17 protein-coding genes are annotated in these 11,518 nt (G+C 37.6%); 3 read left to right on the forward strand and 14 right to left on the reverse strand.

Features of this window, described 5'->3' with window-relative positions:
• Positions 1 to 174 precede the first annotated feature (174 nt).
• Positions 175 to 402, forward strand: a complete 228-nt coding sequence (locus ACVWY7_RS03330; RefSeq protein ID WP_000498995.1) for a DUF3973 domain-containing protein — start codon at positions 175 to 177, stop codon at positions 400 to 402.
• A gap of 34 nt (positions 403 to 436) precedes the next feature.
• Here the strand turns inward: ACVWY7_RS03330 and ACVWY7_RS03335 are convergent, their stop codons facing one another.
• Together ACVWY7_RS03335 and ACVWY7_RS03340 are read right to left on the reverse strand one after the other, a co-directional pair.
• On the reverse strand, positions 437 to 619 hold the full coding sequence (locus tag ACVWY7_RS03335; RefSeq protein WP_000621751.1) for a sporulation protein Cse60: 183 nt from the start codon (positions 617 to 619) through the stop codon (positions 437 to 439).
• Between the two features lies 1 nt (position 620).
• Positions 621 to 857: a DUF2553 family protein gene (locus ACVWY7_RS03340; protein WP_000533800.1), complete on the reverse strand. Its 237-nt coding sequence runs from the start codon at positions 855 to 857 to the stop codon at positions 621 to 623.
• A 256-nt stretch (positions 858 to 1,113) separates the two neighbouring features.
• Here ACVWY7_RS03340 and ACVWY7_RS03345 point away from each other — a divergent pair, with 256 nt between their 5' ends.
• On the forward strand, positions 1,114 to 1,608 hold the full coding sequence (locus tag ACVWY7_RS03345; RefSeq protein WP_001982618.1) for a CarD family transcriptional regulator: 495 nt from the start codon (positions 1,114 to 1,116) through the stop codon (positions 1,606 to 1,608).
• 71 nt (positions 1,609 to 1,679) lie between these two features.
• Here ACVWY7_RS03345 and ACVWY7_RS03350 read toward each other — a convergent pair whose 3' ends face one another.
• The 9 genes from ACVWY7_RS03350 to moeA form a co-directional block, all read right to left on the reverse strand.
• The gene (locus tag ACVWY7_RS03350) at positions 1,680 to 2,465 is read right to left on the reverse strand and encodes a glucose 1-dehydrogenase (RefSeq protein ID WP_212114050.1); all 786 of its coding nucleotides are present in this window, start codon (positions 2,463 to 2,465) and stop codon (positions 1,680 to 1,682) included.
• Positions 2,466 to 2,478: 13 nt separating this feature from the next.
• A complete protein-coding gene (gene glcU / locus ACVWY7_RS03355; protein ID WP_000350858.1) occupies positions 2,479 to 3,336 on the reverse strand; it encodes a glucose uptake protein GlcU in 858 nt (285 codons plus the stop codon).
• A gap of 36 nt (positions 3,337 to 3,372) precedes the next feature.
• A complete protein-coding gene (locus ACVWY7_RS03360) occupies positions 3,373 to 3,792 on the reverse strand; it encodes a DUF3888 domain-containing protein (protein ID WP_000732108.1) in 420 nt (139 codons plus the stop codon).
• A gap of 93 nt (positions 3,793 to 3,885) precedes the next feature.
• On the reverse strand, positions 3,886 to 4,119 hold the full coding sequence (moaD, locus tag ACVWY7_RS03365) for a molybdopterin converting factor subunit 1 (protein ID WP_000621794.1): 234 nt from the start codon (positions 4,117 to 4,119) through the stop codon (positions 3,886 to 3,888).
• A 2-nt stretch (positions 4,120 to 4,121) separates the two neighbouring features.
• Complete coding sequence (gene moaE / locus ACVWY7_RS03370; protein ID WP_000185934.1) at positions 4,122 to 4,586, reverse strand: molybdopterin synthase catalytic subunit MoaE; 465 nt, start codon at positions 4,584 to 4,586, stop codon at positions 4,122 to 4,124.
• A gap of 155 nt (positions 4,587 to 4,741) precedes the next feature.
• The gene (locus tag ACVWY7_RS03375) at positions 4,742 to 5,899 is read right to left on the reverse strand and encodes an RNA-guided endonuclease InsQ/TnpB family protein (protein WP_046947158.1); all 1,158 of its coding nucleotides are present in this window, start codon (positions 5,897 to 5,899) and stop codon (positions 4,742 to 4,744) included.
• Positions 5,896 to 6,162, reverse strand: a complete 267-nt coding sequence (locus ACVWY7_RS03380; protein ID WP_000816197.1) for a MerR family transcriptional regulator — start codon at positions 6,160 to 6,162, stop codon at positions 5,896 to 5,898. Before ACVWY7_RS03380 ends, ACVWY7_RS03375 begins: the two co-directional genes overlap by 4 nt.
• Positions 6,163 to 6,206: 44 nt before the next feature.
• Entirely contained in the window at positions 6,207 to 6,725 is a 519-nt protein-coding gene (mobB, locus tag ACVWY7_RS03385) for a molybdopterin-guanine dinucleotide biosynthesis protein B (protein ID WP_073522192.1), read from the reverse strand.
• A complete protein-coding gene (gene moeA, locus ACVWY7_RS03390; RefSeq protein WP_073522194.1) occupies positions 6,695 to 7,984 on the reverse strand; it encodes a molybdopterin molybdotransferase MoeA in 1,290 nt (429 codons plus the stop codon). The genes mobB and moeA overlap by 31 nt, the downstream gene beginning before the upstream one ends.
• A gap of 83 nt (positions 7,985 to 8,067) precedes the next feature.
• Here moeA and moaC point away from each other — a divergent pair, with 83 nt between their 5' ends.
• On the forward strand, positions 8,068 to 8,553 hold the full coding sequence (gene moaC, locus ACVWY7_RS03395) for a cyclic pyranopterin monophosphate synthase MoaC (RefSeq protein WP_000094140.1): 486 nt from the start codon (positions 8,068 to 8,070) through the stop codon (positions 8,551 to 8,553).
• 38 nt (positions 8,554 to 8,591) lie between these two features.
• Here moaC and ACVWY7_RS03400 read toward each other — a convergent pair whose 3' ends face one another.
• The 3 genes from ACVWY7_RS03400 to ACVWY7_RS03410 all read right to left on the reverse strand — a co-directional run.
• On the reverse strand, positions 8,592 to 9,605 hold the full coding sequence (locus ACVWY7_RS03400) for a molybdopterin-synthase adenylyltransferase MoeB (RefSeq protein ID WP_001158111.1): 1,014 nt from the start codon (positions 9,603 to 9,605) through the stop codon (positions 8,592 to 8,594).
• A 16-nt stretch (positions 9,606 to 9,621) separates the two neighbouring features.
• Entirely contained in the window at positions 9,622 to 10,635 is a 1,014-nt protein-coding gene (gene moaA / locus ACVWY7_RS03405; protein WP_001157145.1) for a GTP 3',8-cyclase MoaA, read from the reverse strand.
• A gap of 173 nt (positions 10,636 to 10,808) precedes the next feature.
• The coding region (locus ACVWY7_RS03410; protein ID WP_456523666.1) for a BclA C-terminal domain-containing protein at positions 10,809 to 11,518 on the reverse strand (710 nt) is incomplete at its 5' end.

An 11,518-nucleotide genomic window follows, 5' to 3' on the forward strand; every position in this document is an offset into this window, starting at 1 on the left:
CGTATTTCGTCTCTCCTCCTTCCCTCAGGGACACTACGCGAGATATGAAAAATCAGAAGGAATATGCCCACCATTTGAGTAGGTAGTTATTTCTCTTCTCCTCAACATTTCCTTAGGAGCGAAATGACTACCAACTCACTTTTTTCAAACAAAAATAAAAAGGGGATGAAAGCTATGTTCTATTGCATTAATTGCTCTGACATTCACCATGAAAAACATCCGAATGATAAAGTATTCAAAAACGGTTTTTATATCGATCCATTTTTAGGTGATCGCTATCACCTTGGTATGTGTACAGATGCCCAAAACCATGAAACAGGGGAGCCTCTTTTAGCGAAAAAGAAATTAGGCACAACTCAATCCATTATGAACGTATTACCGACACATGTTGTCCCAACATAAAGCATAAAAAAGAGCTGGCTCATCCAGCTCTTTTTTATGCTTTATAAACGATCATTGCTGAAAAACAATAAATTTGGTTTTCGTCATCGTTAATGGAAACACCGACTTGGTACTTAATATCTACAAAATTACTATCATCAATCTTTTTCAAAAACACATTTACAGCATCTTCTAAGTCTTTCTCGTGACTTTCATCAAATACTTTCACACGAATCATGTTAACACCATCCTAGATCGCAGCCCTCCGCCGCTTGATTATTGCCACGGTGCGTATCTATGATGCGATAAAATTTTCCGTCTTCATATATATATCCGTCTTCTAACACATATTGTTTACCTTCAGTATAGACATAAAACTTACCTATCATAAATTTACTCGTATACAATTCCAAATAATCTGGTCTAAATTTAGCTACCACTTTATTTGTAATATCAATTTTTATTGTGCGCCCCACCTTCTCTCCCTCCTTTGCAAAGAACGGATTTAGGTATATTGTATTAGCGATTTTACATTTTATGCTTAAAAATAAGTGGATATGCCTCCTTTCTCCACCTGTACTATTTTTCTAAAAAAATCATCCATAAATAAAAGCAAAAAAAAATATATATATAAAGAGCTTCTACTTATTGACTCTAATATAATTATTATGGTATTATATAAAATTTGACATTTTCATCCACTTATGCTATCATTAAAGATGGTTACCACATATGGAGGTGGATGATTTGTTTCAAATTGGTGATAAAATCGTTTATCCAATGAACGGCGCAGGAGTCATCGAAGCCATTGAAGAGAAAGAAATATTAGGAACAATACGTCAATATTGTGTAATACGTATCATTAGTAAAGATATGCAAGTAATGCTTCCGATGGATCAATTACAAAAATCAGGTATTCGTTATATCGTAGATAAAGGTACGTTAGATGATATACTTCTTGAATTTCAAAACGGGGAATCAGATACATCACTTTCCTGGAAACAAAGATATACAATGAATATGGAAAAAATGAAAAACGGCAATCTGCAAGATAGTGCAGAAGTTGTTCGGGATTTACTTCGCCGCAATAAAGAGAGAGCTTTAAATGCGAGCGAAAAACAAATGCTAGATAACGCCCGAAAAATGATGATTAGTGAAGTTGCACTCGTACAAAATGTTTCTGAACATCAAGCAACAGAATATCTTCAAGATACAATGAATCACTAAATTTAAAATAGCTGGCCGCTATTTTTTTGGTAAAAAAAGGACGAAGAGTTTTATCTCTTCGTCCTTTTCTATTACCCACGTCCAGCTTGAAACGATGGATATAATGTCATTCCGCCATCTGCAAATAGCGTAATTCCAGTTACATAACTCGCCTCTGACGAAGCGAGCCAAGTTGCTACTGCTGCAATTTCTTCTGGTTTTCCAATGTAGCCCATCGGTATCATACTTTCTACGTCAGCACGTTTTTTAGGATCAGCAAACTTTTCTGCATTGATCGGCGTATTAATTGCACCTGGTCCAATATTATTTACTCGAATACCTTTTGGTGCATATTCCATCGCTAACGTTTCTGTCATTAGTTTCATACCACCCTTACTGGCTGCATAATGCACGAATAGCGGCCACGGAATTTTCTCATGAACACTCGACATGTTAATGATAGATCCTTTAATATCGTGTTCTACAAAATATTTAATCGCTTCACGGCTTCCTAAAAAAGCGCCTGTTAAATTTGTATTAATTACTTTATTCCAATCTTCAAGTGGCATTTCATGCGACGGTACCGCATTTTCTATCCCTGCATTATTAATCATAACGTCAAGCGTACCAAACTCTTTCACAGCAGATTGAATGAGGTTCACAACATCAGATTCAACCGTCACATCACCTTTTACAGCAATCGCTTCTCCGCCTACTTTTTTAATTTCTTCTAATACATCATGCGCTTCTGACTCCCGTGAGCGATAGTTAATAACCACTTTCGCTTTCTCCTTGGCAAACCTTATTCCCATCGCTCTCCCAAGACCAGTTGCTGATCCTGTAATAACGACAACCTTTCCTGCTAAATCGTTATACATTCCCATACCTCCTTTAACTTTTTGCTATACCTAGCATAATTCCGGCTGCAATAATAAAAACGATACCGACAACAATACCCGTTAATTGGCGTTTCGTTTTTCTTTCACCTAATATAAGAATCCCGCCAAGTGTCGAAATAATAATTCCCATTTGCGATAGCGAGAAACTTGTTGCCACTCCAACACGCGGCTGTGAAATGAATAAAAACATATTTCCAGCTGCCCAAATTAATCCTGGAATAATATTTCGTATTGCATATTTATTAAATGGATGATGTTTAAAAGTAAGCAAAATCCCTCCTAACACCATACCAACTGCTTGTGGTAACAAAGCTGACCAACCATCTACGTTAAATAGTCTAATCACTACTACATAAACTAAATAACCGACTGTTGAAATTAATAAAATGATAATGCCCCTTTTAAAATTCCCCGCTTGCTCTGCATTCTTTTCTTCTTCACTTTGAAGCGATGTTAAAATAACACCGATAATAATACACACAAGCGCCAATACACCAAGGACGACTGATATTGTTGTGGACCACTCATGAAATACGATAACTCCAAATAAAGTCGTCGAAACTAATTGAAGTCCCGTTGAAATCGGCATCGTTCTCGAAACGCCCATTAAATCAATACTTTTTAATTGATTCGCCTGACCAAGCGCCCAAAATAAGCCTGACACAATTCCAACTCCGATAACAGTTGGGGTCAACACTGGTTTCATAAAAATATAAACAACAATCGAGAAAATAAGTGCGCCAAACGTTGTACCGAGCGTTTGACTATAAGGCCCCCCGCCCAGTTTTACGTTAAATAGCACAATACTTCCCCAAAATATAGCTGGTAAAATCGCTAAAAATATATCCATCGCTCATTACCTTTCTTTACTAAATGTCATAGGTTATTACTCTGAATCAGTAGAGTGAGCTTTTATTTTTTCTTTTTCCCTTTCACAAACCTTTTCTGCAATAGCACCAGAAACATTCTTTTCTCGCTCCACTTTCTTTATCCTTACGTGATCTAAATAATCTTCTAAAGTAAGCGTAACTTTATCATTCGGCGGATTATGTGCTCCTTGAAATGTAAGAAATTGTAGCGTCACTTCATATCTAGGAACGAACTCACCATTCTTGCTGAGACGCTTTATATTTATAACTGAAGCACATTCATATTGGTCTTCTGTCACTTGTCTTATCACAGAATAATATCGATTTAATAGCGCACTTTCTAAAAGTTGTTCATTCGATTCTTTTGCCAAAGAATAACTTGGAAAAAAGGAAAAGATAGAGCATATCATTGTTAGCATTACACATAATTTTTTCATAACGCCCTCCTTGTTCTATACGTTAGTGTTCTCAAAAACGCCATAAAAAAACGACTTTCCCTACATAGGAAAGTCGTTTTAATGAATCCAATATTAACCACCGCTCACTGGCGGGATTAGTGCAACAACATCACCAGATTGAATCGTATCTTCTTCATTTGCATATTCTTCATTAATCGCAACCATAATTGGTTCTGTGACTGGTACATTATATTCTTTTGCAACAACATCTTTTAACTCTGCAACCGTAATACTTTCTTTCTCTATTTGTAATTCACTTCTTCCTGCTTCTTCTTGTAAGTTAGCAAATAACAATACTCGAATCATACTTATAGCTCCTTCCCAGGCTCTCCCGCCGGATATGGCGTTTTTTCTAATTGATCGCCAATCCAAGAGTCTCCATCTTCCCAAAACTCCTTTTTCCAAATCGGAACAATTTGTTTTATGCGTTCCATAATATATTCATTTGCTTCATAGGCCGCTTTACGATGCGGCGTTGAAACAGCTACAACAACCGCGATATCAGAAATTTGCAGTGTACCGATGCGATGTGTAATTGCAACGTGTGTATCTGGCCATTTTTCTTTCACTTCTGATCCGATTTTCTCTAGCATCTTTTCTGCCATCGTTTTATAAGCGACATATTCTAAGTATAATGTACGACGCCCTTTCGTAAACTCTCTAACCGTTCCAATAAATGTTGTAACAGCACCGCATTCGCGGCGAATTACTCTCTTCGCTACCTCTTCAATGGAGATTTCTGTATCAATTACTTCGTAATACGTATTTGTCATTTCGCACTGCTACTAAAAATATAGACAAATGTATATTCTTAGAGTATTCCTGCTTCTACGTGCCCTGCCTCGCTAATCACTTGCTACTACAGTTTGCTGTGACACTCCACAGGCGTAAATTCCGATGTAGCCCACCGTACATATATACAATCTATTTACGTTAGTATTGTATATTTTTTTGCTTGTAAAAGGTTGATTGACGCATTCAAATCTCTATCCATTACATTTCCACAATCACATGTATATACTCGGTCAGACAGCTTTAAATCCGACTTTTTTTGACCGCAACATGAACATATTTTAGAAGATGGATAGAATCTGTCCACTTGCCGTAGTTCAATTCCATATTCCCTACATTTCGTTGATAACCATGTTTTAAAAGCATAAAAACATTGTTGCGCTACAGCTTTAGATAGATGTTTGTTCTTCATCATACCTTTCACATTCAAATCTTCTACTGTAATAAACGTTGGCTTGGTTTTCACCACATCATTTACAATAGACTTTACATACGCTAATCGAATATTTGCTAGCCTAGCATGTAGTTTTTGCACCCTAAGAATATTTTTGTTTATATTCGCTCTTTTATTAGTAACAGGTTGTTCACCTCTCTTTCTTATATTTTCAAATTTGCGTGATAAAGAGCGTTGTTCACGTTTTAACCGTTTTTCTATCTTTTTTACTTGTACTGTTTTATTTATATTTTTGTGAGTTTTTCCATCGCTACGTACAGCGAAGTCTTTAATTCCCAAATCAATTCCTATACCTACTGCATTGAGAATTGAATTTGGTTTTACCTCTTTCACTTCACAGAGTATAGAAACATAGTATCTTCCTGCTCTTTGATATACTGTGCCACTTTTTACAGTTGCATTTTTAGGGATATATCCATATTCTTTTAACCTTGTCCAACCAATTGTGGGGATTTTTACTCTATGTCTTTCTACTGTCCAATCTGTTTTATTGTTTTTAGGAAAATAACATTTCACATCTTGCTTCTTCTTTTTCTTATATCGTGGAAATTTGGATAACCCTTTAAAAAATCGCTTAAAAGCTTTATCTCCATTCATAATCGCTTGTTTTACCGCTTTGCTCGACACTTCTTTAATCCACTGGTCACACTCTTTTGTATAAATGTTGTTTAGCCATTTAGAAAAGTCATAGCCACTAAGAAATTTCCCCTCCGACTCATATGCCTCTTTATTTTTAGAGATATACAGGTTATATACATATCGACACACCCCAATAGTTTGACGGATTTTACTAATTTGTTCAGTTGTCGGTTTGATTTCTATTAAATATGCTCTTTTCATAAGTCTTCATCCTCCGACATTTTCTTTTTGTATTTTCTCAATCCATATATTCTACAGCTAAATACATGAATGATAGATATTAAATCCTGAACAAGTTCTTCTTGAATACCCATATATTCCTTATACTGTTCTTCTGTATAGTATCTTCTTCCTTTTGGGTTTCGGTAAGCAGTTAAAGCACCTTGATTGTCCCACCTTCGTAATGTCTTAACAGAAACATTAAGAAGCATTTCTGAAAATTCTTTCGGTTTATATTGTTTCATAAGTACTTTTTATTATATATGCCTACTTTTGTCTATGTTTTTGTTTACTGTTTCTTTCTCCTTACCGTTTGTACAAACCAATCTATATACAAATCTTCTTCTGTTATATGAAATACTTTATATTCTTCTCGTAAGTTTGTAGGAGCATCATACCACGTAATAACTGCTACTATATTCTCTACTTTATGTAAAAGTTCAATGTCTTCCGCAGAACGAAGTAACACCACTTTCGGATAGCTCTCTTTTTTATAACCTTCAATTAAAATTGTATCTACTTCAAAAAACTCATATAAGCGAATAATTTCTTGCAACGACCATTTCTCTCTTAATGACGAAAGGGAAAGTAATCCAGCACCTTCCACACTACTGACAACAGCACCAGCCTTTCGATGCTTTTCACTATCTTTTTGTGCTACTTCTGGAAAACCACCGTGCCCGTGATGTTTAATGGTAGCAACTTTCATTTCGCTTTCAGTTAATACATGTACAATTTTCTCAACAAGTGTTGTTTTCCCGCTATTTTGATACCCTACTATTTGTAAGATTGAAGGGGCTTTGCCCATGGCCAATCACATCCCTCAGCGTGCTCTAACAATAATACAGACACATTCATCCCTGCCTCAAAGCCTCTCGTTCCTCCAGGCAACACAATAAAAGCATTCGCATCTGCAAGTGAAGATACCGCACTCGATTTATCTAAACCGACCGGCATCGCGTGTAATGCCCCGTCCACGATTGTCACCTTTGCTCTTACAAAACGAGTAAACGGATTTGGTTTTGGAAAATCTTTTTGTAAAATAGCATCTGCTCTATATACGTGTGGTTCCTTCGCATACAAATAAGTTTTTATAACCGGGTCCACAAATAACTCAAATCCCACATAACAAGCTGACGGATTCCCTGATAAACCGAAAAGTAACTTTCCATCAACTTCAGCTACAGTCGTTACACTTCCTGGTCTCATCGCTATTTTATTAAAGAGTACATTCGCTTGTAATCTTTCATAAATAGCTGGCAAGTAGTCATAATCTCCTACCGACACACCGCCTGTCGTAATTAAAATATCAACTTCATCCATTGCTGATTGAACGGCTGTAAAACATGCATCTAACTCGTCGGCAAGTTGGCCATAATAACGGACTTTACCCCCAGCTTTCATAATTTGGGCGGCAATCATATAAGAATTACTATTTCTAATTTTCCCCGGCTGTAATGACTCATGTACTTCTAATAATTCACTTCCTGTCGTCACAATACCAATAACAGGCTGTTTTACTACTTTCACAGTACTATATCCAAACGTCGCTAATAAGGCCGCAACACCTGGATTAATTGCAACACCTTTCTGAACGAGAACTTGATTTTGTTTTATATCTTCCCCTTTAAATGACACATTGTCGCCACTATGAAAAGGACGCTTTAACTTCATATATGTTTTTCCGTTCTTCTCAAAACCTTCCGTCAGTTCTAGCATTACGACGGCATTACAATCCGCTGGAATAGCTGCTCCTGTCATAATACGAACCGCCTGAAAAGATCCTACTGCCTCTAGAAAAACAGATCCAGCCCCGATTTCTCCTATTACTTCAAACTCAATTGCATTCTCTTGATTTGCTTCTTTCGTATCTTCTGCTCGAATTGCGAAACCATCGTAAGGAGAACGATCAAAATGAGGAACGTCATGATCAGAGACAACATCCTCCCCAAGAATTCTCCCGTAACTTTCCGTAATAGAAACCTCTTCTACTTCACCAATTTTCGCATATTCCATTACTCTCTCTACTGCCTCAGCAACTTGAATCGGAATTCGTTTTTCTACCATCGTTTCTCACCCCATATTTGCAATTTTTTTTATCTCGATTAAACTTTATATATTAAATAGAAATTACTTCAAGGAGGAATTCCATGTCTTCATTCACACACTTTAATGACCAAGGACGCGCGAAGATGGTTGATATAAGCGACAAAAAAGCAACCGTTCGAACAGCAATTGCGTGCTCTAGCATTGTCGTTACGAAAGAAATTTACGATAAAATCTCTCATAATGAAATCGGGAAAGGTGACGTATTAGCAGTTGCACAAATCGCTGGTATTATGGCTGCGAAACGCACTTCTGATATTATCCCAATGTGTCATCCTTTATTATTAAAAGGTGTTGACGTTTCTTTCGATTGGAAACAATCCGATGAACAATATCGATTACTTATTGAAGTAAAAGTTAAAACAGAAGGTAGCACCGGTGTTGAAATGGAAGCTTTAACAGCTGCTTCCGCTACCGCTCTTACCGTGTACGATATGTGTAAAGCTGTTGATAAAGGTATGATTATTGGTGAAACGTACTTACTTGAAAAAACAGGTGGAAAAAGTGGAGATTATGCGAGAAAGTCTTAATCTTCTCCCTGTTGAACCTAAAGGGTTTCCCTTTAGGTTCAACCTATATATCTGGCATATAAACGTTTTGCCACATTTATATCATTCGTCCCATGAATAAACGCCCTACCATCTGTAAATAAAACAAAACGAAATTCCTCTACTAGAAACGATACTAAATACGGAGTAGCTTTTACATCCACACTTCTTTGTAAGCGCTTTTTAATTTCTTCTAAATTGAATTCATTCCGCACACCTGGACGGATTTGTACTGTATTTCGTCCGCATAACACTTCTGTTTTCGTTTGCGCTTCAAATGTTAAACTCGGATATGTACGTAATCTTCCGCAAGATAAACACGTGTCTTTTTTCTGTCTATTCACTTTAAATGCCATCTGTTGATTATTCCAAAGATCAAACGATAACATCGTTTCGCGAAGCGCCCCATAGTCTTCTACTAATATTTTCAGCGCTTCCGTTATTTGATGCGCAACTACCAATTGCACTGCCGGCTGTATAATGCCAGCCGTATCACATGTTGCTCCGCTCGCCGGATGCTCCATTAAACAGCGGAAACATGGTGTTTTTCCTGGTACAATTGTATACGTTACTCCGTAGCTTCCAACGCAACCACCATATATCCACGGAATATTATACTTTTGTGAAATATCATTAATAAGAAGACGTGTTTCAAAATTATCTGTCGCATCTAATATTAAATCTACACCCTTCACTAGCTCTTCCATTTCCTGCACTGTTACATCAGTTACAACCGGATTTATTTCCACCTCAGAATTAATCGCTTTTAAATGCTCTGCCGCTGCTACCGCCTTCGGTTTATACTGCTTTGCGTCTTCTTCTGTATATAATTGTTGTCTTTGTAAATTACTCCACTCTACATAATCACGATCCGCAATTGTTATTTTTCCAACACCTGCTCTAACAACCGCTTCTGCATTTGCTGCACCAAGAGCTCCCGCACCAATAATAAGCACATGCTTCTCTCTAATTTTTCTCTGTCCTTCTTCTCCAACACCGGAAAATAATATTTGCCTTGAATATCGCTCCTGCATACGATAGCCTCCTTTCTTATCCTCCTATATAAGACATTTCAATTTTCGGACGATTTTTCGCACTTTCTTCTGTCCGTTCATCCGAATACCTATCTTTTCTATTCATCCATACATCTTGTATAACGCTTAATAACTCATCATCCGAAAGCTTTGCTCTAAGAAGTTCCCTTATGTCGAGGCCTTCTGTCGCAAACAAACAAGTATAAAACTTTCCATCTGCCGAAATTCTCGCTCTCGTACAAGAGGAACAAAATGACTCAGAAACAGAAGTAATAAAACCAACCTCGACGTTTGTTCCAACGTAACGATATCGCTTCGCCACTTCACCAAAATAATGCGCTTCAGCTGGCTCAAGCGGATACACGCGATGAATCATCTCAATTAACTCTCGCTTCGTAACGACTTGATCAAAGTTCCATCCATTTGTACTACCAACATCCATAAACTCAATGAACCTAAGCGGGATTCCTTGCTCTTTAAAATACGCAGCCATCGGAAGTACTTGATGATCATTCATCCCTTTTTTCACAACCATGTTTACCTTTACATCAAGCCCAGCCTCTTTTGCAGCCATAATTCCCTTTATAACAGGTTTCGTATTAATATTTCGGCCATTAATAGCCTTGAATACATCATCATCTATTGCATCCAAACTAACATTTACTCTATGTAATCCAGCTTCTTTTAATGCTTTTGCTTGCTTTGTTAAATGAATTGCATTGGTCGTTAATCCTATATCTAATAGCCCGTCAATTTTCACGAGACTTGCAATAAGTTTTGTTAAATCTTTACGAAGTAGTGGCTCGCCACCAGTAAGTCTAATTTTTCGTACACCGATGCTAACAAATAGTTTTGCTAAACGCTCAATTTCATCAAACGTCAGTAAAAACTCATCTTTTAAAAAAGCATAATCTGGCCCAAACACTTCCGCTGGCATACAATATGTACATCTAAAATTGCAACGATCAATGACAGATATACGCAAATCTTGAAGCGGGCGTCCAAAAAAATCTGTAACCATCTCCTGCATCGCCACCCTCCCTTTCTGCCAAACTTCTCTCTTTTCATTCTATTATAATATATTTTCGAACTGCGATGTTTTTGCTCAAGTGAATAAAGTAAAACTTTCCTAATCAATGAGACTACATACAAATAAGGAGATAAAAAACCTTGAAGCATAAAAGCCCCAAGGTTTTCTTCTTATTAACTCAATCTAATAATCGTTAAAGTAGCTCCTGGTGTTGTCGTCGATAATGTAGCCACCGCAAGTAATCCAAATAATTGCAAGCTAACAGTTGCGCCAGCAGGCAAGTTAGCAATTATTGTCGCATTAAATGAACCCGTAGCTACTGCTGGTGAATTTATTGTTCCTGCAAGCGGGCTGCCATTTACAGTTATACGAGAACTTACAAGTAATCCTGCCGTTAAATTAATTGTATAAGCTATATAATAATTCCCTGCATTCGCAACTGTAAATACAGTATTTCCTCCGCTAACGGTAATTCCTGGTCCAATATTTTGATTGTTCGGTAACGGTACATTAGTACCACCTAACAAAACAGAAATAGCAGTTCCTGATGTATTATTCGCAAATGCATACGTTGCAGTTGTACTAACCCCGGTCGCTCCGGTTGCCCCTGTTGCTCCGGTGCTTCCTGTTGCTCCGGTATTTCCGGTTGGACCTGTGGTTCCTGTTACTCCGGTATTTCCTGTTGCTCCGGTACTTCCGGTTGGACCGGTGTTTCCTGTTGCTCCGGTGTTTCCTGTTGCTCCGGTGTTTCCTGTTGCTCCGGTGTTTCCTGTTGGGCCGGTGTTTCCGGTCGGGCCAGTACTTCCTGTTGGACCTGTATCCCCTGTTACTCCTGTATTTCCGGTCGAGCCTGTGACTCCGGTTACTCCGGTATTTCCCGTTG

Source organism: Bacillus sp. TE9106W (assembly GCF_054062215.1).